This window comes from Kitasatospora sp. NBC_01539, from assembly GCF_045040525.1.
GTDB lineage: Bacteria > Actinomycetota > Actinomycetes > Streptomycetales > Streptomycetaceae > Kitasatospora.
Genome location: NZ_CP109390.1, coordinates 8,723,369 through 8,749,320 on the forward strand (window position 1 = coordinate 8,723,369; position 25,952 = coordinate 8,749,320).

Annotated in this window: 25 protein-coding genes; 16 read left to right on the plus strand and 9 right to left on the minus strand. The window is 75.1% G+C overall.

The window, feature by feature from the left end:
- Nucleotides 1-80 precede the first annotated feature (80 nt).
- Nucleotides 81-1,538, plus strand: a complete 1,458-nt coding sequence (locus OG335_RS37745; protein ID WP_405009351.1) for an oxidoreductase — start codon at nucleotides 81-83, stop codon at nucleotides 1,536-1,538.
- Nucleotides 1,539-1,638: 100 nt separating this feature from the next.
- Here the strand turns inward: OG335_RS37745 and OG335_RS37750 are convergent, their stop codons facing one another.
- On the minus strand, nucleotides 1,639-2,034 hold the full coding sequence (locus tag OG335_RS37750) for a hypothetical protein (protein ID WP_405009350.1): 396 nt from the start codon (nucleotides 2,032-2,034) through the stop codon (nucleotides 1,639-1,641).
- Between the two features lie 270 nt (nucleotides 2,035-2,304).
- On the opposite strand from OG335_RS37750, the gene OG335_RS37755 reads away from it, so the two are divergent.
- Together OG335_RS37755 and OG335_RS37760 are read left to right on the plus strand one after the other, a co-directional pair.
- Nucleotides 2,305-2,700 carry a hypothetical protein gene (locus OG335_RS37755; protein ID WP_405009349.1) on the plus strand — a complete coding sequence of 132 codons (396 nt, stop codon included), beginning with the start codon at nucleotides 2,305-2,307 and terminating at the stop codon, nucleotides 2,698-2,700.
- Nucleotides 2,701-2,717: 17 nt separating this feature from the next.
- A complete protein-coding gene (locus tag OG335_RS37760) occupies nucleotides 2,718-3,311 on the plus strand; it encodes a helix-turn-helix transcriptional regulator (protein ID WP_405009348.1) in 594 nt (197 codons plus the stop codon).
- Nucleotides 3,312-3,422: 111 nt separating this feature from the next.
- On the opposite strand, the gene OG335_RS37765 is transcribed toward OG335_RS37760, so the two are convergent.
- The 4 genes from OG335_RS37765 to OG335_RS37780 form a co-directional block, all read right to left on the minus strand.
- The gene (locus tag OG335_RS37765; RefSeq protein ID WP_405009347.1) at nucleotides 3,423-5,018 is read right to left on the minus strand and encodes an MFS transporter; all 1,596 of its coding nucleotides are present in this window, start codon (nucleotides 5,016-5,018) and stop codon (nucleotides 3,423-3,425) included.
- The gene (locus tag OG335_RS37770; protein ID WP_405009346.1) at nucleotides 5,015-5,569 is read right to left on the minus strand and encodes a TetR/AcrR family transcriptional regulator; all 555 of its coding nucleotides are present in this window, start codon (nucleotides 5,567-5,569) and stop codon (nucleotides 5,015-5,017) included. Before OG335_RS37770 ends, OG335_RS37765 begins: the two co-directional genes overlap by 4 nt.
- Nucleotides 5,570-5,969: 400 nt before the next feature.
- Nucleotides 5,970-6,365, minus strand: coding sequence for a cell division protein SepF (locus OG335_RS37775; RefSeq protein ID WP_405009345.1), 396 nt, complete (start codon nucleotides 6,363-6,365; stop codon nucleotides 5,970-5,972).
- Between the two features lie 268 nt (nucleotides 6,366-6,633).
- Nucleotides 6,634-7,146 (minus strand): DinB family protein, encoded by a 513-nt coding sequence (locus OG335_RS37780; protein ID WP_405009344.1) that lies wholly within the window; start codon nucleotides 7,144-7,146, stop codon nucleotides 6,634-6,636.
- 120 nt (nucleotides 7,147-7,266) lie between these two features.
- On the opposite strand from OG335_RS37780, the gene OG335_RS37785 reads away from it, so the two are divergent.
- A complete protein-coding gene (locus OG335_RS37785; protein ID WP_405009343.1) occupies nucleotides 7,267-7,611 on the plus strand; it encodes a DUF2568 domain-containing protein in 345 nt (114 codons plus the stop codon).
- Here the strand turns inward: OG335_RS37785 and OG335_RS37790 are convergent.
- The 3 genes from OG335_RS37790 to OG335_RS37800 form a co-directional block, all read right to left on the minus strand.
- Nucleotides 7,601-8,320, minus strand: coding sequence for a TVP38/TMEM64 family protein (locus OG335_RS37790; protein ID WP_405009342.1), 720 nt, complete (start codon nucleotides 8,318-8,320; stop codon nucleotides 7,601-7,603). The genes OG335_RS37785 and OG335_RS37790 overlap by 11 nt on opposite strands.
- On the minus strand, nucleotides 8,317-9,285 hold the full coding sequence (locus tag OG335_RS37795; RefSeq protein WP_405009341.1) for a deoxyribonuclease IV: 969 nt from the start codon (nucleotides 9,283-9,285) through the stop codon (nucleotides 8,317-8,319). The genes OG335_RS37790 and OG335_RS37795 overlap by 4 nt, the downstream gene beginning before the upstream one ends.
- Nucleotides 9,286-9,433: 148 nt before the next feature.
- Nucleotides 9,434-10,651, minus strand: coding sequence for an MFS transporter (locus OG335_RS37800; protein ID WP_405009340.1), 1,218 nt, complete (start codon nucleotides 10,649-10,651; stop codon nucleotides 9,434-9,436).
- A gap of 89 nt (nucleotides 10,652-10,740) precedes the next feature.
- Here OG335_RS37800 and OG335_RS37805 point away from each other — a divergent pair, with 89 nt between their 5' ends.
- From OG335_RS37805 to OG335_RS37825, 5 genes are all read left to right on the plus strand, one after another.
- Complete coding sequence (locus tag OG335_RS37805) at nucleotides 10,741-11,952, plus strand: ROK family transcriptional regulator (protein ID WP_405009339.1); 1,212 nt, start codon at nucleotides 10,741-10,743, stop codon at nucleotides 11,950-11,952.
- Between the two features lie 181 nt (nucleotides 11,953-12,133).
- Complete coding sequence (locus OG335_RS37810) at nucleotides 12,134-12,550, plus strand: molybdopterin-binding protein (protein WP_405009338.1); 417 nt, start codon at nucleotides 12,134-12,136, stop codon at nucleotides 12,548-12,550.
- A gap of 37 nt (nucleotides 12,551-12,587) precedes the next feature.
- A complete protein-coding gene (locus OG335_RS37815; protein WP_405009337.1) occupies nucleotides 12,588-13,283 on the plus strand; it encodes a glycerophosphodiester phosphodiesterase in 696 nt (231 codons plus the stop codon).
- Nucleotides 13,280-14,386 carry a winged helix DNA-binding domain-containing protein gene (locus tag OG335_RS37820; protein ID WP_405009336.1) on the plus strand — a complete coding sequence of 369 codons (1,107 nt, stop codon included), beginning with the start codon at nucleotides 13,280-13,282 and terminating at the stop codon, nucleotides 14,384-14,386. The genes OG335_RS37815 and OG335_RS37820 overlap by 4 nt, the downstream gene beginning before the upstream one ends.
- Nucleotides 14,387-14,544: 158 nt before the next feature.
- Complete coding sequence (locus OG335_RS37825) at nucleotides 14,545-15,684, plus strand: AI-2E family transporter (protein WP_405009335.1); 1,140 nt, start codon at nucleotides 14,545-14,547, stop codon at nucleotides 15,682-15,684.
- Nucleotides 15,685-15,702: 18 nt separating this feature from the next.
- Here the strand turns inward: OG335_RS37825 and OG335_RS37830 are convergent, their stop codons facing one another.
- Nucleotides 15,703-16,647: a hypothetical protein gene (locus OG335_RS37830; protein ID WP_405009334.1), complete on the minus strand. Its 945-nt coding sequence runs from the start codon at nucleotides 16,645-16,647 to the stop codon at nucleotides 15,703-15,705.
- Between the two features lie 619 nt (nucleotides 16,648-17,266).
- On the opposite strand from OG335_RS37830, the gene OG335_RS37835 reads away from it, so the two are divergent.
- The 7 genes from OG335_RS37835 (at nucleotide 17,267) to OG335_RS37865 (ending at nucleotide 25,930) form a co-directional block, all read left to right on the plus strand.
- Nucleotides 17,267-19,033 (plus strand): hypothetical protein, encoded by a 1,767-nt coding sequence (locus OG335_RS37835; RefSeq protein ID WP_405009333.1) that lies wholly within the window; start codon nucleotides 17,267-17,269, stop codon nucleotides 19,031-19,033.
- 138 nt (nucleotides 19,034-19,171) lie between these two features.
- A complete protein-coding gene (locus OG335_RS37840; RefSeq protein ID WP_405009332.1) occupies nucleotides 19,172-20,929 on the plus strand; it encodes an AMP-binding protein in 1,758 nt (585 codons plus the stop codon).
- Nucleotides 20,929-21,639 (plus strand): GNAT family N-acetyltransferase, encoded by a 711-nt coding sequence (locus OG335_RS37845; RefSeq protein ID WP_405009331.1) that lies wholly within the window; start codon nucleotides 20,929-20,931, stop codon nucleotides 21,637-21,639. The genes OG335_RS37840 and OG335_RS37845 overlap by 1 nt, the downstream gene beginning before the upstream one ends.
- Before the next feature lie 44 nt (nucleotides 21,640-21,683).
- Entirely contained in the window at nucleotides 21,684-22,460 is a 777-nt protein-coding gene (locus OG335_RS37850) for an alpha/beta hydrolase (protein WP_405009330.1), read from the plus strand.
- A gap of 5 nt (nucleotides 22,461-22,465) precedes the next feature.
- Nucleotides 22,466-23,422, plus strand: coding sequence for a cupin-like domain-containing protein (locus OG335_RS37855; RefSeq protein WP_405009329.1), 957 nt, complete (start codon nucleotides 22,466-22,468; stop codon nucleotides 23,420-23,422).
- A 52-nt stretch (nucleotides 23,423-23,474) separates the two neighbouring features.
- Complete coding sequence (locus tag OG335_RS37860) at nucleotides 23,475-24,680, plus strand: ATP-grasp domain-containing protein (RefSeq protein ID WP_405009328.1); 1,206 nt, start codon at nucleotides 23,475-23,477, stop codon at nucleotides 24,678-24,680.
- On the plus strand, nucleotides 24,677-25,930 hold the full coding sequence (locus OG335_RS37865) for an MFS transporter (protein WP_405009327.1): 1,254 nt from the start codon (nucleotides 24,677-24,679) through the stop codon (nucleotides 25,928-25,930). Before OG335_RS37860 ends, OG335_RS37865 begins: the two co-directional genes overlap by 4 nt.
- Nucleotides 25,931-25,952 lie beyond the last annotated feature (22 nt).

The following is a 25,952-nucleotide window of genomic DNA, read 5'->3' on the forward strand; positions in this document are numbered from 1 at the left end:
GGGGCGCCACCGGACGGCCGTTCGACCCTGCACTACGCTGCTGACCCGGTGTCAACCGGCGGAGGGGGAGCACAGTGCCGGTGTACGGGGAACTCGGCGAGGCCGAACGGCGGCTGTGGGAGGCGTTCGAACGAGGGGAGCACCTCGACCTGGGCGGGTGCGAGGATCGCGACATCCGGGCGGACGTCCTTACGGCCCTGCTCCTCGGCGGTGGGCCCGCACCCGTCGACGGGCGGGTCGGCCGCCTGGAGCTCACCGGGGCCCGGATCACCGGCCGGCTCGACCTCGGCGGAGCCGCGGTCGACCTGCCCGTGCAGTTCACCGCGTGCGCGTTCGACGAGCAGGTCGTGCTCCGCGGGGCCGGCCTCCGCTCCACCACGTTCCTCCGCTGCAGCCTCCCCGGCCTCGACGGCTGGCTGCTCCGCGTCGACGGCAACTTCTTCCTGGAGGACTCCGTCATCGACGGGCGCCTCACCCTCACGCGCGCCCACATCGCGGGCGAACTCAGGCTCAGCGGCGTCCGGCTGACGGCGACCGAACGGCTCGGAGCCGACGCCGCGGCCGGGCCCGCCTGGGCGCTGTGGGCGGGCGGTCTGGTCATGGAGGGCGGCTGCTTCGCCCGCAAGGGCTTCCACGCCCGCGGCGGCCTGCGCCTGGTCGGCGCCGAGTTCGGCGGCGGGCTCTTCATGGAGGGTGCCGTGCTCGACAACCCCGGCGGCGACGCCCTCACCGGCGACGACCTCACCGCCTCCACGATGATCCTCGCCGACGGCTTCACCGCCCGCGGCGCGATACGGCTGCCCGGAGCGACCGTCCGCAGCAAGCTCTCCCTCGACGGTGCCGTGCTGCACGGCGACGGCACCACCGCCCTGGACGCCACCCGCCTCACCGCCGGCGACCTCCACCTCACCCCCGCCGCCCGCCCCGAAGGCAGCGTCGACCTGCGCGACGCGCAGGTCGCGGTCATCCACGACAACGCGCACGGCCGCGCCGCCAGCACCCGCCTCGACGGCCTCGCCTACACCTCGCTCCAGGGCGCCACCGGCCTCGCCGAACGGCTCGCCTGGCTCACCGGAACACCCGGCTACACGCCGCAGCCGTACGAACAGCTCGCCGCCTGGTACCGGCGGATCGGCCACGACGACGACGCCCGACGCGTGCTGCTCGCCAAACAGCGCCGCCGCCGGCGCACGCTGCACCCGCTCGGACGGGCCTGGGGCGGCATCCTCGACGTCACCGTCGGCTACGGCTACCGCCCCTGGCAGGCGGCCCTCTGGCTGCTCGCCCTCGTCGCCGCGGGCACCGTCGCCTTCGGCCACGGCGGCCGGCCCTCCGCCGCCCAGCCCGGTCAGGGCGCCCCCTTCAACCCGCTGATCTACACCGTCGACCTGCTGATCCCGATCGGAGGCTTCGGCCAGCGCACCGCCTGGTACTGGACCGACGCCCACCAGTGGCTCGGCTACGCCCTCGTCGCCGCCGGGTGGATCCTCACCACCGCGGCGGTCGCCGGTGTCACCCGCTCCCTCAACCGCACCTGAGCCCCCGCCGCGGCGGCGTGCACGCGCGGCGGGGGCGACCGGTCCCCGGCGGGCCGTCAGGAGGCGGCCCCGCCACCTCTCCCGGCGAGCCGCCGACCGACTACCAGACGGTGATGCCGCAGTTGGTGGCGCCGAGGCTGGCGTTGTTCAGGCAGACGCGCGAGGCCGCGTCGGTGCCGTTCCAGTGGTACGCGGTGGCCCGCTGGTTGTTGTACATGTCCAGGACCCCGGAGACGGTCGTCCACGGGTAGCCGCCGTCGCCGACCCGCTGCCGCTGGAGCCAGATCGAGCAGGAGTTGTTGTGCGAGCTGGTGCCGCGGGCCTGCACGTACCCGTCGTCACGCCTGTACATCTCCACCCAGCAGTCGGCGAAGCCCCACCGGGTGCCGGGGACGGGAGCCTCGGCCGCCGAGGCGGCAGGGGCGAGGACGACGGTGCCGGCGGCCAGCGCAACGGTCGCGACCGCGGAGGCGGTGAAACGGCGGAGGACGGTCATGGGTCTCCTCGAACTCTCGGACGGGCGGGGCGGTCCGGGGGCACCGACGGCCCCGGTCCGGCGTCACCGACCGAGGACCGGCCGGCACCGCCAGACACTTCCATCCCGTGACCGCCCGGCACAGGACGTCCCGGTGGAGACGGCACGCACGGCACAGTGCACGGCACGCAGCGCACATCCGTTCCCGGACGCCCCAGCGGCAACAACCCTGCCGGCGGCTTCGCCCGAAGGCCCCGACCCGGCATGTCGGCTCGGCTATGGTCGGGCCGTATGAGGACGATGGACCTGGTGTTCGACAGCGGCCGGCTGCCGCCCGCCGAGCGGATCGAGGCCTGGGAGGAGGTCACCGCACGGGCCATGACCCGCACCCGCTTCACCATCGGCGAGCCCGCCGCGTTCAGCGCCTCGATCCGTGCGATGAGCGTGGGCGCCGGCCTGCTCTGCGCACTGAGCTACACCGCCCTGCGCTCCACCCGCACCGCCGACATGATCCGCAAGGACGATCCGGAGCACTACGCCTCGCCCTCGTCCGCTCCGGCAACCAGGCCATCGACCAGCACGGCAGGTCGCACCGGCTCCGGCCCGGAGAGCTGGTCCTGTACGACAGCTCCCGCCCCTTCGACACCGACGTCCCGCCCGAGCCCCGCGCCACCAGCCTCGTCCTGAACTTCCCCAAGAACCTCGTGCCCCTCAGCGCGGACCGCCTCACACCGCTGCTCGCCACCCCGCTCGGCCGCACCGGCCTCAGCGCGATGGCCGGACGGTTCCTCACCTCCCTCGCCGCGGAGGCCGACCACCTCAGTGCGCCGGACCGCAGCCGGCTGCAGACGAGCACCCTGGACCTCGTCACGGCCCTGCTGGCAGCCCGCAGCGACCAGGCCGCCAAACTGCCGCCCGACACCCGCGCCCACGTCCTGAGCCTGCGCATCGACACCTTCATCGCGACCCGCCTCGGCTCACCGGACCTGACCCCCGCCACCATCGCCGCCGCCCACCACATCTCGCTGCGCACCCTGCACCGGGTGTTCCGGCAGCGCGGCACCACCGTCGCCGCCACCGTCCGCGCCCAACGCCTGGAACGCGCCCGGAACGACCTCGCCGACCCCCTGCTGCGCCACCTGGACATCGCCGCCATCGCCGCCCGCTGGGGCTTTTCCCGGCCCGGCGACTTCAGCCGGGCCTTCCGCGCGGCGTACGGGCGGCCACCCGGCGAGTACCGAACGCCCGGACGGCGGCCGACGGGGGCGGGGACGGGGGCGGGGGCGGGGGCGGGCTGATTCAGTCCCCGCATCCCCGGTGAGCGCAGGCGCCACCGCTCCGCGGGCGCCACTCGGGCGACGATCCCGCCGCCCCGGCCCGCGCGGGCCGGGGCGGGCCCGCGCTGCCCGTCAGCCCACCGGCTGGTGGGCCCGACCGGCCGTCGCGGGCCCGGCGGTCCCGGGGGCGGCGGCCGTGTGCGGGGCGGTCGCCGTGCCGGGGCGGTCGCGCAGGAGCCACCAGGCGAGACCGGCCGAGGCCAGCAGCAGGGCAGCGGCGAGCCAGGCCGCGACGTTGACACCGTGCAGGAAGGCCAGCCGGGCGTCGTCGACCAGCCGGGCGCCGACCGGCCCCGGCAGCGAGGCGGCGCTCTGCAGCGCACCGCCGATCGACTCGCGGGCCTGGCTCGCGGCGGACGCCCCGACGCCCGCGGGCACGCTGAGCGCGCCCGCGTAGATCGCGGTCACGACGGAGCCCACGAGGGCGATGCCGAGTGCGGTGCCCAGCTCGTACGCCGTCTCCGACACCGCCGAGGCGGCGCCGGCCTTCTCGGCGGGCGCGGCACCGAGCACGAGGTCGGAGGCGAGCGTGTAGACCACGCCCTCGGCGGTGCCGACGGCGAGGAACGCGGCGCCGAGCAGCAGGTACGTGCTGTCGCGGTGCAGCAGGCCGAGCAGGGCGATGCCCGCGCCCATGGCCAGGAGAGCGGCCGTCAGGGTGAAGCGGGCACCCGTACGGCGGGCCAGCCAGGCGGTGAGCAGCCCGCCGACGACGGCGCCGACGAAGGCCGGCATCTCGGCGACACCCGCTTCCAGCGGCGACATGCCCCGCACCAGCTGCAGATACTGCGACATGAAGAACACCACGCCGGAGAGCCCGATCAGCGAGGTCAGCGAGCCGACCACGGCGGCGGTGAACCGGCGGTCCGCGAACAGCCGGACGTCCAGCAGCGGCGACTCCAGGCGCAGCTGGCGGCGGACGAAGAGGGTGAGGGCGGTGGCGCCCGCGAGGAACGCGGCAGGCACCGCGGGCTCCGCGAACGGGCCGTGCGCGGCGGCCTCCTTCACCGCGTAGACGACGCCGATCACGCCGGCCATGGAGAGGACGACGCTGGGGGTGTCCCACCGGCCGGGCCGGGGGTTGCGGGACTCGGGCAGCAGCCAGGCGCCGAGCACCAGCAGCAGTGCCAGCACCGGCAGGTTGAGCAGGAAGACCGAGCCCCACCAGAAGTGCTCCAGCAGCAGGCCGCCGACGAGCGGCCCGAGGGCGGCGCCGGCCGTCGCGCCCGCGCCCCAGATGCCGATGGCGGTGGCGCGCTCCCGGGCGTCCGGGAAGAGGGCGCGGATCAGCGACAGCGTGGACGGCATGATGGTCGCGCCGGCGACGCCGAGCAGCGCCCGGGCGAGGATCAGCCAGCCGGGGCCGGGCGCGTACGCGGCGAGCACGGAGGCGGCGCCGAACGCGGTGGAGCCGAGCAGCAGCAGCCGCTTGCGGCCGATGCGGTCGCTGAGGGCGCCCATGCTGACGAGCAGCCCGGCGAGGACGAAGGAGTAGGCGTCGCCGATCCAGAGCAGCTGGGTGCCGCTGGGGCGGAGGGTCTCGCTGATGGAGGGGATGGCGAGGGAGAGCACGGTCGCGTCGACCGCGACCAGGGTGACGGCCAGGACGAGTACGCCCAGGCCGGCCCAGCGGTGCTGCGCGCGGGCCTGGACGTGGGTGCCGGTCATGAGGGTTCTGTTCTCCTGAGGGCTCCTCCGAGGAAGAGCTCGGTGAGCGAGTAGGCGCCGTCGCGGGGGGCCAGGCGTCCGTCCTGGACGGCCCAGCCGACGCCGGCGACGAGGTCGAAGAAGGCTTCGCTGAGCCAGCCGGCCGACAGTTCGATGCGGAAGACGCCCTGCTGCTGGCCGCGGAGGAAGAGCGCGCGGACGCGCTCGTCCTGGACGTCCCAGAGCGAGTTGATCTCGGGGTCGTCGTAGAGCTGGTTCTCGCCGGCGAGGAAGGCGCACAGGGCGGCGTCCGGGACGACGGCCTCGACGAGGCGGCGCAGCGCGTCGCGGGCGTCGCCGTCCTCGATGCGGGCGGTGTCGCAGGCCTCGGCGAACTTGCGGAGGCTGAGCATGCCGACCTCGCGGATCAGCGCCTCGCGCCCCGGGAAGATCCGGTGCAGCGTGGCCCGGCTGATGCCGGCCGCGCGGGCGATCTCGTCGAGGTGCGCGTTGGGGCGCCGGGAGAGCACGCCGACGGCGGCTTCGAGGACGGAGTCGCGATCGGTGGCCATGGATCGAGCTTAGCGCATGTGAGACATGGACGTCTCATGGGAGGGCTGGCTGTCTCGTTCGGTGGACCGGACGGTCATCATCCGGGACCACGTCCGACGTCCTGCCGAACCGGCCCGTCGAAACCCCCGTACGGTCGGCGCACCGGGAGGTGCGAGGGGGTTCACCCCGCCCACGGGGACGATCGCGTCGATTCCGGGCAGCGGCACCGAACTCCCGGCGGCGTACGCCCACCACTGCCGCGTCCGCGAACGCGAAGACGACGACCTGATGCGCCCCGGGGGCGGTCGCCCGGGCCGACGGCCCACCCGGCCGTGTCGGTCGGCCGGGCCGTCCGGAGAGCCGAAAAACCGGGGACGGCGGGTGCCGTCCCCGGTGGGGAGGGTGGGCCGGGCGGCCGGGTCAGCTCTGGTTGTAGAAGCCGGTGCCGTCCAGCGGGCGGTCGATCACGGTCACCTCGACCTCGGCCGGGGTGAGCAGGAAGACCCGGCGGGCGATCCGCTCGATGCCGCCACGGGTGCCGAACACCAGCCCGGAGGCGAAGTCGACCATGCGCTTGGCCTCGGGGTCGTCCATCTCGGTCAGGTCCATCACGACCGGGGTGCCGGCGCGCAGGTGCTCGCCGACGGTGCGCGCGGCCTCGAAGCCGGTCGGCCGCAGCGAGACGATCTTCGCCGCCGGGGCCGGCACGGAGGGCAGCGTCTCCTCGGTGTCCCACGGATCGTCGTAGACCGCAGCAGGGTAGTTTCCGGAGGGCATCAACCACCCGTTGTGGTGCTCGTCGCGAAGTGCTCCCATGCCGCGCCTCCCTCTCCGTCCCGTACGCGTCCCCCGGGTGAGCGTGTCTTTTTGACACGTCATCCACTTGTTGGAACTGTCCGAGTATCGCACTGATCACCGGTTCGGTGCCTGCACGCGACCGCAGTGCGGCTCGTGGCGTGGCCCCGGGTCGGGATGAACCCGACATTCGGTGCGACGCAGCAGGTGGCCGGACGGTTCCGTGGCTGGACCTTATCGGTGAACGGAGTCGGCAAGTTGACTATTCGTCAACGATCGTGTAACTCCGTCACTCTCCCGTGGCACCGTCGATCCGCTCGCGGAGGAGGTCGGCGTGGCCGTTGTGCCGCGCGTACTCCTCGATCATGTGGACGAGGATCCAGCGCAGCGTGACCTCCTCGCCCCGGCGCAGCCGCTTGCCCGGGGTCTCCGGCGGCAGCCCGGCGGCAGCCTCGCGCGCGAGCCCGACCTGCGTGCGGAAGGTCGCCAGGTCGGCCTCCGGGTCGGCGCCGTCGACCTGGTTGAAGTCGCCGTCCTCGTCCTCGGAGGTCCAGTAGATGCCCTCCTCGAACTCCTGGCCCTGGAGGATGCCGAGGAACCAGTGCCGTTCCACCTCGGCCATGTGGCGCACCAGGCCCAGCAGGGACAGCGACGACGGCGGCACCGAGCGCTCGCGGAGCTGCTCCGGGGTCAGGCCCTCCGTCTTCAGCAGCAGCGTGGCGCGGTGGTAGTCGAGCCACGCGGTGAGCATGGCGGTCTCGTCGGCGGCGAAAGGCGGATCGATGCGTTCGGTCGTGGTCATGCCGCATATCCTGATGCAGCGTCGGGAGGGGCTGCCACCCAATAACGCGACCGCCCGGGCCGTCCGCACAGGACCCCGGGAGCCGGGACGGACAAGGGGGGAACCGTGAGGGCCGGTCTGATGGGGGTCAATCTGCTGGTCCGCTTCCTGCTGGAGCTCTGCGCCCTCGCCGCGCTCGCCGTCGGCGGCTGGGCCGCGCCGGGCCCGGTCGTGGTGCGCGCCCTGCTCGCCGTCGTCCTGCCACTGGCCGCCGCCCTGCTGTGGGGCCGCTACGCCGCCCCGAACGCGCCGGTGAAGTCGCCCGCCGCCTGGCTGCTGACCCAGCTGCTCGTACTCGGCGGCGCGGTGCTCGCCCTGGCGCTCGCCGGCCACCCGCTCGCCGCCGCGCTGCTGGCCGGTGCGGCGGCCGTCAACACCGCTCTGCTGGTGGCCCTGGGCCGGCTGCGGCCGCCGGTCAGGCCGTAGGCCCGACGGCGACCGGTACGGGGTCGGGTGCCGGCGCCGCGGTCCCGGCGGTGACTGCGCCCGCGGCTGCCGTCGCGGCCGCGGCCGCGCGGCGGGACCGCCACAGCGAGTACCCGCTCGCGGCGCTCAGCAGCACGATCAGCCCCGTCGGGACGAGGAAGGCCGCCGACGTCGGCGAGGACGCACCGGCCCCGGCCGCGACGTACGCGGCGGTGCCGGGCAGCACGCCGAGCGCGGTCGCCCCGAGGTACGGGCCGGGGCGCACCCCGGAGACCGCGCAGGCGTAGTTCGCCGCCTGGAACGGCACGCCCGGGACCAGCCGCAGCATCAGCACGCTGCGGAAGCCCCGGTCGGTGAGGCGGCGGTCCAGCGCGGCCGCGGCGCGGGTGCGGAGCAGCGGGCGCAGCGCGTCCCGGCCGAGGGTGCGGCCGAGCACGAAGGCCGCGGCGGCGCCGAGGGTGGTGCCGGCCACGGCCAGCGGCAGGCCCTGGGCGACGCCCAGCAGCAGCCCGGCCGCCGCGTTGAGCGCGGGCTTGGGCACGAAGGCGAGCGTGCCGAGGGCGTACACGGCGAGGGCGAGCGGTAGCTGCCACGGGCCGTCGGCGCTGCGCAGGGCGTCGGCCGGGCTCCAGAGCAGCAGCGACCCGGCGGCCGCGGCGAGCAGCACGACGAGCAGGGCGAGGCGCAGCCGGGCCCGGCCGGCGCTCACCCGGGCAGCCCGGCGGGAACGGCGGGCCCGGCGCTGCCTGCGGGGCGTGCCGCGGCGGGCCTGCCCGGGGGGAGGCGGAGCTCCTTGAGACGGGTGATGTCGAGGGCGTGCCGGGCGCCCTCGACCCGCTGCGGGTCGTGGCGGCCGTCCGGTGTCTCGATGATCAGCGGCACGCCGGCGGTGGCCGGGTGGGCGAGGAGTTCGGCGAAGGCGGCGGTGCCGATGTGGCCGGCGCCGATGTTGGCGTGCCGGTCCTTGCGGGCGCCGACGACGTCCTCCGAGTCGTTGGCGTGGATCAGCCCGAGGCGGCCGGGGCCCACGGCGTCGGCGAGTTCCTCCAGCATCCGTGCGGTGCCGCCGGGCGCGGCGAGGTCGTGCCCGGCGGCGAAGGCGTGGCAGGTGTCGAGGCAGACGCCGAGCCGGGGGTGGTGGTCGAGGGCGGCGGCGTAGTCGGCGAGGTCGGCCATGCGTCCGCAGAGCGAGCTGCCCTGGCCGGCGGTGGGCTCCAGCAGCAGGCGCGGTGAGTCGTCGCCGTGTGCGTCCGACTCGTCGAGCAGCGGCAGCACCTGCGCGCGGAGGTGCGCGAGGGCGGCCTCGCGCGGGCCGCAGAGCGCGGAGCCGGTGTGCACGACCACGCCGAGGGCGCCGATGGCGCGGGCCCGGTGCAGCGAGTGGCGCAGCGACTCGGCGGAGCGCTCGCGGGTGGCGTCCGACCCGGAGCCGAAGTTGATCAGGTAGGGCGCGTGCACGTACGCCGGGATACCGGCCTCGGCGCAGGCCTCGCGGAACGCCTCGTCCTGTCGTGGGTCGCCGGGCGGGGTCGCCCAGCCGCGCGGGTTGGCGACGAAGACCTGCACGGCCTCGGCGCCCACCCGGCGCGCGTACGCCAGCCCGGTGCCGACCAGCCCGCGGCCCGCGACGGGCACGTGGGCGCCGACGGGGTTGCGCCGTGCGGGGAGGTCCATGGCGGCGAGCATGCCCGATGGGGTGCCGCGGGTGGAAATCGGGTGCCGGTGCCGGTGCGCTGCGGGTGCCGGTGCGTCGCGGGCCCGTGCCGCGGCCCGGGGCGTCGAGGCCGGCTGACGTCCCGGGCCGGGTGGGCGGTGCTGCGGGTCAGTCGGCGCGGGTGCCGGCGGGTCGGCGGGTCGTGCTGCCGGCCGGGGCGCCGGCGGTGGGTGCGGTGCGCCGCCGCCGTCCGAGGACGCCCGCCGACGGCACGAGGGCGGCGGCCATCAGCGTGACCACGGCGAAGGAGACGGTGAGCGAGCTGATCTGGGCGATGCCGCCGACGATCGCGGGGGCGACCAGGCCCGAGGTGTAGGTGACGGTGGCGACGCCGGCGATGGCCTGGCTGGCGTTGCCGCCCGCGCGGCCGGCGGCGGCGAACGCCAGCGGGACGACGACGGCGACGCCGAGGCCGATCAGGGCGAAGCCCGGGATGGCCAGGTACGGCGTGCGGGCGAACACGACGAGGAGGCCGCCGGCGGTGGCGACGGTGCCGCCCAGCCGTACCGTGCGGACCGGCCCGAGGCGGTCGACGACGTGGTCGCCGGCCAGCCGTACGACGGCCATGGTGGCGGCGAAGACGGCGTAGCAGGCGGCGGCGGTGCCCGCGGAGGAGCCGGTGACGGCCTTGATGTAGACGCCGCTCCAGTCGACGCTGGCGCCCTCGGCGAAGACGCCGCAGAAGCCGACCAGTCCGATGAGCAGGGCGGCGCGCGGGGGCAGGGCGAAGCGGGGCGGGGCCTCCTCCCCGGCCGCCGGGCGGACGTCCAGCAGGAGACCGGAGACGCCGTACCCGAGGCAGGTGAGGATCAGGGCGACCACCGCGTAGTGCAGCCGGGGGTCGACGCCGAGGTGGGCGGCGAGCACGCCGAATCCCGAGGCGGCCAGCCCGCCGACGTACCACAGGCCGTGCAGGCCGGACATGATGGAGCGGTCGAGCCGGGACTCGACCTCGACGCCCTGCGCGTTCATCGCGACGTCGGACATGCCGGCGCTGGCGCCGTACACGAACAGCGAGAGCCAGAGCAGTCCGAGGTTCGGGGCGAGGGCGGGCAGCGCCAGCGACATCGTCCAGAGCATCAGCAGGCCCCGGACGGCGGCCCGGGCGCCGAAGCGGTGCACGATCCGCCCGGCGAGCGGCATCGCGAGGAACGAGCCGACCGCCGGTGCGAGCAGGGCGAGGCCGAGCTGTCCCGGGCCGACGCCGGTGTGGTCCTGGATCCAGGGGATGCGGGTGGCGAAGGTGCCCGTCACCGCCCCGTGCACGGCGAAGACGAGGCTCACCCCCACCCTGGCGCGCCGTGCGGCGTGCAGATCGTCTGCCATGCGTCGGTCCTCTCCGGTCTGCTCCAGCATGCCTCCGGTAAACTATCAGGAAGGGACCCTGATAGAAACCTCTGGAAGGATGCGTTGCCATGACCACCGCGCGTACGGCGACGCCCAGCACCGCCCGGGCCATCAACGACCGGCTGGCGCTCGACCTCCTCCTGGAGAGCGGACCGCTGACCGCCACCGAGCTGCGCGTCCTCACCGGCCTCTCCCGCCCCACCGTCGCCGACCTCCTCGACCGCCTCCAGCGGTCCGGCCTCGTCGCCGTCGTGGGGGAGAGCGGCGAGCAGCGCCGCGGACCCAACGCGCGCCTCTACGCCCTGGTCGCCGACCGGGCCCACCTCGCCGGCCTCGACGTCCGCTCCACCGGCGTCAGCCTCGTCGTCGCCGACCTGACCGGCCGCACCCGCGCCACCGCCGACGTGCCCGCGGGAGATCTCGGCACCCTCGTCACCCGCACCGTCGGCGCCCTCGCCGCGGCCGCCGCCGAGGCCGGCGCCACGAGCCTGCACACCGTCGCCGTCGGCGCACCCGGCCTCTTCGACCCCGCCACCGGCGAGCACCACAACTCCGGCGCCCTGCCCGGCTGGCACACCGACCTCATCGCCGCACTCCACGACGGCACCGCCGCCGACGTGATCGCCCACACCGACGTCGTCGTCGACAACGAGGTCAACCTCGCGGGCATCGCCGAGCACCGCCTCGGCGCCGCCCGCGACCGCGACACCTTCGTCCTCATCTGGCTCAGCCACGGCGTCGGCGCCTCCGTCGTCCTCGACGGCCGGCTGCGGCGCGGCGCCACCGGCGGCACCGGCGAGATCGGCTACCTCCCCGTGCACGGCGCCGACCTTCCCGACAACGTCACCGGCTGCGCGGGCGGCGGCTACCACACGCTCGTCTCCTCCGCGGCCGTCCGCGCGCTCGCCCGCGACCACGGACTGCCCGACCCCGCCCGCCCCGGCGAGCGCACCAGCGCCCCGCCCGGCGAGGCCGAGGTCCGCGCCGCCGTCGCCGCGGGCCCCGCCGGGCACGGCTTCCTCGACGCCTACGCCCGCCGGGTCGCACTCGGCGCCGCCGCCGTCTGCGCGGTGCTCGACCCCGGCTGCATCGTCCTCGGCGGCGAGATCGGCCGCGCCGGCGGCCCCACCCTCGCCCGGCGCGTCGAACAGCGGCTCGCCGAACTGCTGCCGCTGCGCACCGAGGTGCGGGCCGGCACCGCCGGCGGCGGCGCGGTGCTCGCCGGTGCCGTGCTCACCGCGGGCGACGCGGCCCGCCGCGACCTCTTCGGCGGGGCCTGAGCGCCGCCGACCGGCCGGCGGCGCACGGAGCGCGGGGGTGGTGACCGCCTCGGCAGGGCCGGGCAACCCGGCCTCCCGGGCAGCGCCCCGGTTTTCGCCCGCGCACGGCCCGGTAGGGCAGGATGGCCGCGGGCACCCGGAACCGCCCGGACCGCCCCGCACCCCACGCCAGGAGACCCCCATGGCCCAGCCCGACCGGCCGGTCCACCCGTACCGCATCGGCGAGGCCGCCGCCCTGCTGGGTGTCAGCGCCGACACCATGCGCCGCTGGGTCGACGCGGGCCGGCTCGACGCCGCCCGGGACGAGCACGGTCACCGCATCATCCCCGGTGACCGCCTCGCCGCGTTCGCCCGCGAACTCGCGCGCCAGGACAGCACCGAGGCCGAGGGCCGGCCGTCCTCCGCCCGCAACCGCTTCCCCGGCATCGTCACGCACGTGGTGCTCGGCGACGTCGCCGCGCAGGTCGAGATCCAGGCCGGCCCGTTCCGCGTGGTCTCGCTCATCAGCCGCGAATCCGCCGAGGAGCTCGCCCTCGTGCCCGGCGCACCCGCGACCGCCGTCATCAAGTCCACCAACGTGGTGGTCGAACGGCGCTGACGCGCCCTCGGCCCCGGCCCGGAAGGACCCGGAACCCATGAGCCGCCCCACCGTGATCGCCGTCGCCCACCGCGGCGATCCGTACCGCCACCGGGAGAACACCCTGCGCTCGGTGGAGTCGGCCCTCGCCGCCGGTGCCGACGCCGTCGAGGTCGACGTCCGGCTGACCAGGGACGGCGTGCCCGTGCTCCTCCACGACGCCACCCTGCAGCGGCTCTGGGGCGACCCCCGCCCGATCGACCGGGTCACCGCCGAGGAGGCCGCCGCCCTCGGCACGCCCGGCGTACGGATCCCCGGCCTCGCCGAGGCCCTCAAGGCCGTCGCCGCCGCACCCGGCGCCCGCCTCCTGATCGACCTCGACGACCCCGGCCCCGCGGCCGCCGTGCACCGCGCCGTCGCCGACCTCGGGGCGGAGGGCCGCGTCGCGTACTGCGGGCCGACCGCCGCCATGCTCGCCGTCCGCGCGCTCGACCCCGGCGCCGAGCTCTCGCTGACCTGGCGCCGCCCCCAACTGCCCGGCCGCCCCCTCCTGGACGACCTGCGCCCGCGCTACCTCAACCCGCCCTTCGGCCTGGTCGAGCCGCGCCTGGTCGACGCCGCCCACGACGCCGGCCTGCTCGTCTCCACCTGGACGGTCGACCTGCGCCGCACCATGCGCCGCATGCTCCGCACGAACGTCGACTCCCTCACCAGCAACCGGATCGAACTGCTGCGACGGGTGCTCGGCGGATGAGCGCCCCGCTCAGCTCCCGCGCCCTCGGCCGCGCCCTGCTGGCCCGTCAGCACCTCCTCGCCCGCAGCCCGCTCGACGCCGCCGCCATGCTGGAGCACCTCGTCGGCCTCCAGGCGCAGGCCGCCCCCGAACCGCCCTACCTCGGCCTGCTCAGCCGCATCGAGGGATTCCACCCCGCCCAGCTCAGCACCCTGCTGGAGAGCCGGCAGGCCGTCCGGATCGCCCTCCAGCGCGGCACCATCCACCTCGTCACCGCCCGCGACTGCCTGACACTGCGTCCGCTCCTCCAGCCCGTGCACGACCGCTGGCTGCGCGGCTCGTACGCCAAGCGGCTGCCCGACCTCGACCTCGACGCGCCGGACGGCGCCGCACCCGTCGCCGCGCTGGCCCGGGAGCTCGTCGAGGCCGAGCCGCTCACCTTCCAGAAGCTCGGCCCGCTGCTCGCCCCCGCCTTCCCGCGCAGCGAGCCCGCGGCGCTCGCCCAGGCCGCCCGGTGCGCCCTGCCGCTCGTCCAGGTGCCGCCGCGCGGGGTCTGGGGCCGCAGCGGCCCGGCCGCGCACACCACCGCCGAACACTGGCTGGGCGGCCCCCTCGACACCGAGCCCGTGCTGGACGCCCTGGTGCTCCGCTACCTCGCCGCGTTCGGCCCGGCCACCGCCACCGACGTGCAGAAGTGGTCCGGGCTGACCCGGATCGGACCGGTGCTCGCCCGGCTCGCCGACCGGCTCGTCCGGCTCCGCGACGAGAGCGGCCGCACCCTGTACGACCTGCCGGACGCCCCGCGCCCCGGGGCGGGGGTGCCCGCCCCCGTCCGGCTGCTGGCGCCGTTCGACAACCTGCTGCTCTCGCACGCCGACCGCAGCCGGGTGCTGCCGGAGGAGTACCGGGCGCGGGTGATGACCGTCAACGGCATCGTGCTCGGCACGGTGCTGGTGGACGGCGCGGTCGCCGGCACCTGGCGGCTCGACGAGGACCTGCTGACGGTCCGTCCGTTCGCGCCGCTGCCGGAGGCCGCGATGCCCGGCGTCGAGGAGGAGGGCGCCCGGGTGCTGGCCTTCGTCGGGGCGGTGGACGGACGCGTGGTGGTCGCCGCCGCCGACTGACCGCGGTGCCGGGTGACCCTCGGCCGCGCGGAGGGCCGGGCCCGGGCAGGCCGGGGGCCGGGGGAGCGGCGCGCCGTGGCGGGTGTACGGAACGGTCGAACCGCGGGCCGGTGTGCTCATATGGAGATCCGAACCGTGCTGTGGACTCCGGAGGTGCGATGCCGGCCGAGACGCCGCGCGCCGACCACGCCGCCCCGCTCCTCCCGCGCGTCGTGGGACGCGCAGCCGCCTGGTCGGCCGCCGTCATCCTCTTCATCGCCGTCGCGGCCTTCGTGGTCTACGCCGTCGTCGTCCTGCGCGCAGCCACCGTGCCCGTGCTGATCGCCCTCCTCGGCACCGCCCTGCTCTACCCCGTGATGCCCTGGCTCACCGGCCGCGGCCTGAGTCGCGGCGCCGCCGCCGGCCTCACCTGCCTGGTGCTCGTGCTCGCCGTCTCCGGAGTGATCGCCCTGCTGGTCAACTCCCTCGTGCACAGCGCCCCGCAGATCACCTCCGCCGTCGAGGAGGCCGGCAACCGGATCGCCGACTGGCTCGGCCCCGTCGGGGAGAAGATCCAGTACGCCCTCGACCAGAGCTCCGGGTCCGGCAGCTCCCTGATCAACTCGCTCGCCAACGGCGTGCTCTCCGGCCTGGGCCTCGCCACCCAGCTGCTCACCGGCGGCGTGCTCACCCTCGCGCTGGTGTTCTTCTTCCTGCGCGACGGCGAACGCACCGGCGACGCCGTCCGCGCCGCGCTCTCCCCCGGTACCGCCGAGACCGTCGTGGCCTGCGGGCGGCAGGCCTTCGCCGCGATGTCCGGCTTCATGCGCGGCACCACCCTGATCGCCCTGATCGACGCGGTGTTCATCACCATCGGCCTGCTGGTGCTGAGCGTGCCCGGGGCGGCGGGGCTCGGCGCGCTCGTCTTCATGGGTGCCTACATCCCGTTCGTCGGCGCGTTCCTCTCCGGCACGGTCGCCGTGCTGGTCGCGCTCGCGGACGGCGGGCTGTCCAAGGCGTTGTGGGTGCTCGGGGTGGTGCTGGCCGTCCAGGCCGTCGAGGGCAACATCCTGCAGCCCGTCATCCAGAGCCGCACCGTCGAGCTGCACCCGGCGACCATCATGATCGCGGTGGTCGCCGGAGCCGGGGTCGCCGGGATCCTGGGCGCACTGCTGGCCGTCCCGCTGTGCGCGGCCGTGCTCGGCGTGGTCTCCGTCCTCCGGTTCGCGGCACCGCCCGGACCGCCCGGACCCGCGGTGCAGGACGGACCCGCGGTGCCGCCCGGACCCGCGGTGCAGGGCGGCCCCGCAGAGGCGTGACCGGGCGGCCCCGGCACCTCAGCCCACCAGCGCCTGCTCCTGCCAGAACACGAACTGCTGCACCGGCTCGCCGTCGAGCCCCCAGGGCCAGACCGTCACCAGCCCGTCGAGCGCCCGGAACACCGCGGCGCCCTCGCGGATCCGTCCGGCCTGGCCCAGCGCGTAGCCGAGCAGGTTGAGGTCGGCCGCCCCCGCGGCGTGCCGCAGGAACCCCGGCACCGGCCAGTCGCGCACGGCCCGCTCCAGCGCGGCCTCCGCGTCCGGCAGCCCCCAGCGGCGCCGGGCACCCAGCGCGGTCACCCCGCCCGCGGCCAGCGCCGCCCGGTAGCGGTCCGTCAGCATCGCCAGCTCCAGGCCCGCCACCGGAGCTCCGGGCGGCGCCGCCTCCCGGACCGCCGCGACGAAGTCCAGCGACTGCCCGTGCGAACCGCACTCCTCCGGCGCGAGGTAGCGCAGCATCTCCAGGTGGGCGATGCGGTTCCACGCGTCCCGGGCCCCGATCTCCCGGCAGAGCGGGTACATCTCCGGCTCGGGCCGGCGCAGCATCCGGTGCACGGCCAGCAGCGCCACCCACGGTGACGGGTCCTCGGGCCGGAGCTCGGCCGCCCGGCGGCAGCGGTCCACGGTGGCCTGCGGATCCTCCAGGGCCCCGGCGACCCGGGCCTGCGCCACGTCGATCCACGACTGCAGCACGAGCGGGTCGGCGTCACGCGGACACCGCCGCCGCCAGACCTGCGCCAGTGCCGGGGTCGCCACCTGGGCGAGCACGGCCAGCCGGTGGGTCCGCCGGTCCCAGTTCGTGCCGGCGCCCTGCAGCAGCTGCTCCGCCAGCGCGGCGGAGACGTCCAACTGCCCCTGCAGCTGCGGCCCGGAGAGCTGCCGCCGCACCCGTCCGAGCTCGGCGTCGTCGAGCTCGGGCGCCAGGCGGGGGTCGGTGCTGCGGCGTCGTCCAAAGATCGGCATGCCGATGGAGGCTAGCGAACCCGCCGGTCCCGTACCAAGGCGTGCCGAGCCGCCGCCGGGTCCCTTCGCGGGCCTTCCGCGGGCCTTCCGTGGCCGGCCCGGCTGCTCGGTGTACGCCTGATCGGAACCGTTCGCCGACGTGCCGTCGGGTGCGGCCGGGACCGCCGCGGCCGCCCGTCCGTACCCGCCGTACCCGTCGTGGTCGCTCGTCGTCGCCGTGACCGTCCTGATCGCCGTGATTGCCCCGACGGCCCGGGGTCGATCGCCCGGGCGTCCGCGTGGTGCCGGTCGTCCCCGCTGCACCGGCCGGCTCCCCGGTACCGCCCGCCCGGTGATGCCGGCGGGCACCGCAGCACCGTCCGTCCCTCCCGCCACAGCCGTCGCGGTGCCGGTGCCGCGGAAAACGGCACGCATCGTCCAATCTCCGAGCAAAACGCTCGTGAATGCCGCGCGGACGCGGGAATGATCATATTCCGAGGGGCCTGTGGGCGCATTGTCGTGACCGTGTCCGAACCCTTGCCGTTCCGTGCTGTTCGTGTAATCTCGTCGCCGGGGCCGATCGCGGGGCGGGCGGTTCCGGTGCGGATACGCCGTCTGACTGCGCGCACTGGGGGATTTCATGATTCATTCGGGTTTCGGCACGGCCGTCGCCGACGCGCCGGAAACGACCGGCCGACTGCTCGGCGAACTCACCGGGAACGGCAGGATATCTCTCCGTCTCGCGTGTTCCCGGCTGACCGACTGGGAGTCGCTGCTCGTCCAGCACGTGCTCGGCCGACCCGACGTCGAACTCCTCGGACCGGCGGTGCCGCCCGCGTCCGACCTCGTGCCCGTGACCCGCTCCGCGCCCGCCGGGCTCGCCTTCTGGAGGCCCGGCGAGCTGCCGGAACCCGGTGCGGAGCCGCTGGGCAGCCTGCGGGTGCCGCCCGAGGTCCTCGACGCGGTGGCCGAGGAGTCCCGGGTCCGCGAGGCGCGGGAGATGGCCGACCGGCACGAGGCCGACGCGCTGCTGCGCACCTGGGAGGAGAGCGGCGAACTCGACGCCCGGATCGTGCAGCTCGCCGACTGGGTCGAGCGGGTCGAGACGGTCTACATCCTGATCGGTCGCGAGGTGTTCTCGAAATCCGACGCGGGCACGAACACCCTGACCCGTGAGGGCCTTCTCGAAAATCTCAGGAAATTACCCGTCGACACCTGGCGGCCGGCCGACCGCCTTTTCGTCGTCCTGGCCTACTGTCTTTTCGTCAGCGGCAGATCGGTGCGATTCGAGGAATTCAACGCGCGGCAGCTCTCCGCGACCGGCCTGCGCGATTTCTTCCTGGACCGCCACGCGCAGTACAGCGGTGCGCTGCGGCGGGATCCGGGCAATCCGCGGGGCCTGCCGCTGCTGGAGCTCGCGGAGCTCGTCCGCTCCCTGATGGCCGAGGTCGACCGCTCGCCGTCGATGCGCTACCGGCGGATCAACGGACTCACCTTCGTCAAGAACGAGCGGCTGCTCGACTTCCCGCTGCCCCGGGACCCGCGGACGATGCCGGAGCTCGTCGCGCAGCACGGCCTGCTGAGCCTCGGCGTCGCGCCCTCCGGCGGTGTCCGCGAGGACCTCCGGGCCATGACCCTGGCCGCTGCCGCCCTCGACGCGGACGCCGCGGGGCCCGCCGGGCCCGGCGCCGTCGGCGAACTGCTCGGCGCGATCGTGCTGTCGGCGATCGTCGCCACCGATTCCGACTACGGCATGAGCAGCTCCGTGCGCGACCTCGCCGGGCTGCGCGGCGCCGAACCCGGCGGGCCGGACGGCGTGCTCGCGCTGAAGAAGAACGACTTCTTCTGCTGCTGCCTGCCGCACACCACGCGCATGGAGGCCGTGGGTGACGAGGTCACGCCCATTCTGTGGCGGGCCGCCCAGCGGATGATGTACAACCGCTGGCACTTCGCGCCCGGAGAGTTCGACCGGGCGGAGATCCCGGAGAAGCGGCACTACTTCTTCCCCCCGCAGGTGCCGGACATCGCGGAGCACGCCGAGCACCACCACGGCGGCCACGTCGCCTCGCGGGTACGGTTCTCGATCCGCGCCCCCGGCGCCCAGGTGTGGCACCCGCCGTTCACGGTCTTCGGCCACGGCTACCGCGGCTGCTACGACATCCGGCTCGTCCGGATGGAGGGCCCGCCGTACACCGTCGCCGACCTCGCCGAGGCGGTGCGGCACTGCTCGCTCGTCGACGAGATGTGGCGCACCCTCGCGGAGGGCCTGCAGGACGGCACCCTGCCCGTACGGCCGGTGGGCGGCTTCGACCGCGCCTGGTACGAGTCGCGCGGCTGGGAGCGCCTGCGTCCGTACGCCCTCGCGGGCGGCGTGCCCGCGCAGGAGGTCCCGGCCGTCCCCGGGTGAGGCCGTCCGCGACCCGGGCCGTTCCCGTCGGCCCCTGAACCCTCCGTCCCTCCGCAGCAGTTCTGCTCTCCCGAACCCCGACGGCCCGGCGGCAGCCGCCGTGCCGTCCCGTCCGACCCCGCGAGGAGGATCTCCACCGTGGCCGAGCACAGCGCGGGCCCGCCCCTCGACGTTGCCGCCCGGGCGGCCGACGCCGTCAACACCATCGCCCTGACGCGGTGCCAGGACACGCAGCACCGGATCAGGTTCCGCGACGCGGACGGCATCCGGTCGCTGACGCTGGCCGAACTCGACCGCGGTGCGGCCCGGGTGGCCGCCCGGCTGTACGGGGCCGGTGTCCGTGCGGGCGACCGGGTCGGCATCATGTCCCGCAACCGCATCGAGTGGGTGCTGCTCGACCTCGCGTGCGTCAAGCTCGGCGCGGTGGTCGCCGGGGTCGAACCGGGCCGCTACCCGCCGCGGCAGGTGATCGCCGACCTCGGCCTCGTCCTGCTCTTCGCCGAGGGACTGCCCGCCGACGGGGAACCGGGCGGGGAACCGGGCGGGGAGCCCGGCCTGGAGCCCGGCCCGGAGCCCGGCCTGGAGCCCGGCGGGGAGCCCCGCGAGGGCTCTGCCCGGGCGGCCCGCGAGCCGGTCGTGCGCGACCTCGCCGAGGTCGGCGGATGGGCGCAGGACGCGGAGGCCGACCTCGCGCCGCCGCCGTCCAGGGCGGCGTACGACCCGGCGGACGTCTTCGCCGTCAAGCAGACCTCCGGAAGCACCGGCACCCCGAAGGGCATCGAGGCGACGGTCGCCAGCGTGAACCGCTCGATGGCCGCCGTCCAGGAGATGTTCGGCCACCGCGACGGCGACAACCTGCTCGTCTTCCTGCCCGTGCGGTTCCTCCAGCAGCGCTACTGGATCTACTCGGCGCTGGTGAACGGACACGACGTCACCCTCGCCGACCGGCACACCGCGTGCGAGACGGCCCGCGCCACCGCGCCGACCGTCGTCATGGGCGTGCCGGGCTTCTACGAACAGGTCAAGGCGCGGGTCGAGGCGTCCGGCGCACCGGCCGGGCCCGAAGCCCGCCGCGCCGCCGTCCAGGCCGAACTCGGCGGCGCCGTCCGCTACCTGTGGACGGGCTCGGCCCCCGCCGGGCGGCCCGTGCTGGAGTTCTTCAACGACTGCGGTGTGCCGCTCTACGAGGGCTACGGACTCAACGAGACCTGCATCGTGGCCAAGAACCACCCCGGGGCGTTCCGGCTGGGCAGCGTGGGCCGGGTCCTGCCGCACAAGCGGATCCGCTTCGACCGGGACGGCGTCCTCATCGTCGGCGGTGCCGACCCGGTCAACACCCGCTACACGTGGTCCGCACCGGGCGCGAGCGAGCGGACCTTCCTGCCGACCGGCGAGGTGCGGACGTTCGACCTCGGCCATGTCGACGAGGACGGATTCCTCTACATCGACGGCCGGGTCGACGACATCGTCACGCTCAGCGGAGCACTCAACATCCTGGTTCCCCTGGTCGAGGAGCGCCTGCGGGAGCTGCCCGGGGTCCACGACTGCGCGGTCTTCGGCGACGGCCGGCCGTACCTCGCGGCCGTCGTCTCGCCGACCGGCGCCGGCGCCGACCCGGAGGAGCTCGCGCAGGCGATCGACCGCCTGAACACCGAACTCCGTTACGAACAGCGGATCTACGCGGCGGTGGTCGCCGGGGAGCAGTTCTCCGTCGACAACGGCCTGCTGAACGCGCAGTTCAAGCTGGTGCGCGCGGAGATCGGCCGGGTGTTCGCCGACGACCTCGAACTCGTCTACCGCAAGCACTCCGTGTACAACGACGGCACCACGGAGGGCGCGCCCGTTCTGGTGACCGCGGCGGTCGGACGGCCGCGCAGCCGACAGTCGGAGGAATGATGAGCTGGGACAAACTGGCGGACGCGGTGCTGGCCAACGGTCGGGTCACGCTGCGGCGGGTCCGCGTCGGCGACGTGGCGGACCTCGCGCGGATCGTCTACGAGCCGGACACCTGGCGGTACTTCGTCACGCGCATCGACTCGCCCGCCGATCTGGACGCCTTCGTGGAGGCGGCCGTCCGCGACACCCTGAACGGCAGCCGCATCGTCTTCGCGATCGTCGACAACGCGGACGGCCGCGTCGTCGGCAGCAGCGCCTACGGCAACCTGGCCGAGGCCGACCGGCGGCTGGAGATCGGGTGGTCGTGGGTCTGCGGCGCCGCCCGGCGGACCGGGGTGAACCGGGCCGCGAAGCTCGCGCTGCTCGACCACGCCTTCACCGAACTCGGCTGCGAACGGGTCGAGTTCAAGACGGACGTGCTGAACACCGGCGCGCGTCGGGGGCTGGAGGGCATCGGGGCGACCGAGGAGGGCGTGCTGCGCAGCTTCAACGTCATGCCCGGTGGCCGGCGCCGTGACGTCGTCTACTACAGCATCCTCCGCGAGGACTGGCCCACCGTGCGCCGCGAGCGCTTCGGCCGGGTCCTCGGGGGAGGGGAGAGCCCCGGCACCGCCGGCGCCGGGAGCACCGGCACACACACCACCGACGCCGACGCCGACGCCGACACCGGTACCGACACCGGTACCGACACCGGTACCGGCATCGGCTGAACCGGGTCCGGACATCCGCAGGTCCACCGAGGGGGAGCGGCACCGTGGGGAACAGCACCGTGGCGAGCGACGGCGTACGGGACGGCAGCGCGGGCGGTGAGGCGGAGACCGAGGACTTCGTCTTCGAGGGCGGCGGGCAGCGCCTCGCCGCCACCCGGACGGTCCGGGCCGACGGGTCGCGGCCGGGTGTCCTGGCCCTGCACGGGCTCGGCACCACCGCGACCCGGCACCGGATCCGCTACCTGCTGGACGCCGTCGCGGCGCACGGCCACGGCTGGCTCACCTTCGACTTCGGGGGCAACGGCGAGAGCACCGGTGCGCTCACCACGTCGACCCTGCGGGGCCGCCGGGCGGAGACCCTCGCCGCCGCGGCCCACCTCGACCCCGCCACCGCGCCGGTGCTCATCGGCACCAGCATGGGCGCCCATCTGGCCGCCGCGTCGGTGCCCCGGCTGCGGCCCCGCGGGCTGGTGCTGTTCTGCCCCGCGGCCTACCCGGCGGACGCCGAGGGGCTGCCCTTCGACGGCAGCCTCGCGAGGCCCGGAAACTACCCCGACTCCCCGGCCTACGCGGGCCTGCGCGACTTCGACGGCGACCTGCTCGTCGTCACCGCCGGGCAGGACCAGGTGGTCGGGCCCGAGGTCGTCGACGGATACCTGGAGAGCGCGCGGAACGCCCGCTCGGCCGAGGTCGTGCGGCTCGACGACTGCGACCACTTCGTGCACCGCTGGCTGCCCGGGCAGCCGGAGCGCCGCGACGAGGTCGTGCAGGCGATGCTGCGCCTGCTGTCCGCCGAAGCACCCACCCTGCAGAGGAGTTGACGACCATGGCGGTCGAACCGAACTACCTGAAGCGGCGTGATCTGGCAAGCCTCAAGGCGGTGGAGGCGGCCTTCCACCAGGGGCCGCTCGCCGAGGCGTACGCCTCCGCCCCGGACATCGAGCGCCGCAGCGGCATCGGCCGTGAGGAGTTCGACGCCGAGTACCGGGCGAAGGGCCGGCCGGTGGTGCTGGAGGGCTACGCCGCCGACTGGCCGTCCGTACGGACCTGGTCGTTCGAGCACCTGGCCGAGCGCTGCGGATCGCTGCCGGTGGTCGTGGACAGCTACAACAGCGCGGCCGCCCGCTCCACGACGTTCGGCGGGTTCGTGGAGATGCTGAAGGCGAGCGCGGGTACGGGCGCGGCGCCGATCTACCTCCAGGAGTGGTACTACAAGACCAGCGCGCCCGAGCTGGCCGCCGACATGCCCGAACTCGACATCGCCCGCTACGACTTCCGCCGCAAGCTGTACGGTGACGCGGGCTCCACCAACCACCAGCTCTGGCTCGGCCAGCAGGGCGGCATCACCCGGCTGCACCAGGACTCCTACTCGGTCGACGTGCTGCACGCGCAGATCGTCGGCGAGAAGCTCTGGTCGATCATGGGCCCCGACGCCGAGCTGCTGCCCGGCCCGGACGGCGAGCTCGACGTCGAGGCCCTGTGCGCCTCGCCGGCCGCGCAGTTGACCCGTTTCGCGCTGAGGCCCGGCGACGTGCTCTACCTCCCCGCCTGGTGGTTCCACCGGATCGAACTGCTCAGCGACTCGATCGGTCTCGGCCGCAAGGCCCTCGACGAGGCCAACCTCCAGCTGCACGTGCGCCAGCGGGTCGGCGAACTCCTCGCCCTCGCCCTCAACCCGGACGAGCTCCGCCGTACGCACTCCGAGCTGTTCGACGTCGTCATGGCGCGCGGCCGCGCCCTGGCCCACCAGATGGACATCGACCTCTCCCGGCTGCGGCAGTGAGCCCGGGCCGGCTCCGGACAGGCGGGTACGACACGGACGGAAGGCGGCTCCGGTGAGGGCACAGCACATCCTGCTGGTCGGCGGGCGCGGGCACGAACTGCCCAAGGTGCGCCGGCTGGGCCTGCGCTACTCGATGATCCAGAGCCCCGAGCGGGACGACGTGCAGCACGCGGCAGGCGCGGAGCGCTACGCCGTGCGCGACTACCGGGTGTTCGACGAGGTCCTGCCGGTGGCCCGGGCCTGGCACGCGGCCGACCCGTTCGACGCCGTGCTGTCGTTCACCGAGTACGGCCTGGAGCCGGCGTCGCGGTGCGCGGCCGCGCTCGGTGTGCCCGGCGACAACCTCGCCGCCGTGCTGCTGACCCGCGACAAGACCCGCACCCGGGCGCTGCTCGACCGGCACGGCCTCAGCCCGGTGCGTCACCGGCTGTGCGAGACACCCTCCGACGCGCGGGAGTTCATGGCCGCGCTCGGCGGCCGGCCGATCGTGCTGAAGCCGCCGGCGGGTGGCCTCAGCGAGGGCGTCTACCTGGTCGCCGACGCGTCCGAACTCGACGAACGCTGGGGCTGGACGAGCCTGGTGGCGGCCGGGCCGGTGCTCGCCGAGGAGTACCTCGACGGCCCCGAGTACAGCGTCGAGTCCGTCTCGCAGGACGGCAAGCACGAGATCGTCATGGTGACCGAGAAGCTCACCACCGGCGCACCCGGGTTCGTCGAGCTGGGCCACCAGATGCCCGCCCGGCTCGCCCCCGCCGACCGGGAGGCCGTCGACGGCCTGGTGCTGCGCTTCCTCGACCTGATCGGTCAGCGCACCGGGCCCGTCCACACCGAGCTGCGCGTCACCCGCGCCGGGCCCCGGCTGATCGAGGCGCAGACCCGGATCGGCGGCGACCAGATCTGGGAGATGACCGAGCTGGTGACCGGCGCCGACCTCATCAGCGAGACGCTCGCCGGGCTGCTCGGCCTTCCGGCCCCGGCCCGGTCCCCGGGGGCGGGTGCCGCGGCGATCCGCTTCCTGGCCTTCGAGCACACCACGGTCGGGGCGGTGCACGGGCTGGCCGAGGCCCGGCAGGCGCCCGGTGTCCGCCGGCTGGTGTGCACGCTGACGCCCGGACGCGTCCTCGGCCCGATCGCCTCCTCGGACTCGCGGCAGGGCTACGTGCTCTGCGAGGGCGAGGACACCGCGGAGGCGCTGGCCCGGGCCGAGTCCGCCCGCGACCGGGTGCGGATCGACCCCGCGCCGGCCCGTCGCGGATGACGGCGGACCGGCCGCACGGCCCGGCCGCCCGCAGCACCACGCGCGCCGTCACCCTGCACTACTTCATGACGAACACGGGCCTCTTCGGCCTGCTCTCCACGCTCGCCGTCTCCCTGACGGCGGCCGGGTTCGGCGGCGCGCAGACCGGCTTCCTGATCCTCGTGTTCACCATCGCCAACAAGGTCGCGAAGGTGCCGCTGGCGCGCTGGCTGGACCGCATCCCGGCGCCCTCCTCGGTGCTGGCCGGCTGCCTCACCGCCGCCGTCGGCTTCGTCGGCCTGCGGGTCGCCGACGGCCTGGCGGCCACCGCGGCGACGCTCGCCCTCGCCGGGCTCGGCGTCTCCGTCAACGCCCTCGCCGCCAAGCAGCTGGCCGCGGACGCCGGCGACCGCTCGGGCGACCGCGCCCGGCTCTTCTCCCTGGTCAACATCGCGGTCAACGTCGCCTCCGCCGCCGCGGCGCCGGCCGCGCTGTTCCTCGTCGCCCACCACCGGCACGGCGCCGTGCTGACCGGGGTCGCCGCGGTCTACTGCCTGGCCGGCACCGTCACGTTCCTGAACTACCGCCGGCTCGTCCCCGACCGTCCGGAGCGGCCCGCCGGCTCCTCGCTGCAGGGGTACCTCACGATCCTGCGGCTGCCCGGCATGCGGGCCTTCATGCTGATCAACCTCCTCGGCTGGTGCTGCTACGGGCAGTTGTTCAACGCCCTGGCCCTGCACGTGTCGTCGGGCCCGGCCGCCGCGGGCGGCCTCGGCCCGCTCTACACGCTGAACGCCCTGCTCGTGGTGGTCGCCCAGCTCGGGGTGACCCGGCTCGGCGAACGGCTCTCCGGAGGCCGGCAGACCGTCACCGCGGTCGCCTCGTACACGCTGTTCGCGCTCGCCTTCGCCACCGTCTACCTGCTGCCCGGCTACCCGGGCGCGGTGGTCGGCGTGGTGCTGTTCACGCTGGCCGAGATGCTGTTCGTGCCCACCATGGACGTCCTGCTGCTGGGCCTGCTCGGCACGGCGAGCCGCGCCCTGGGCTACGGCCTGTTCTCGATCGGCAACGCCGTGGGGGAGGCGGTGGGTGCCGGCGCGGGCGTCGCGCTCTACCGGTGGCTCGACGGCGGCGGGCACGGCCCGTCCTTCTGGCTGATCGCCGCGGTGGTCGCCCTGCTGTCCGCCGTGCTCACCCAGCGCCTCCGCGTGAGCAGCGCGGGCCTGCGGGCCCTGGCCCCCGCGGAGGACCGCCGGGTGGCCGTCGACTGACCGGCCCGCGGGCCGTCGAGAG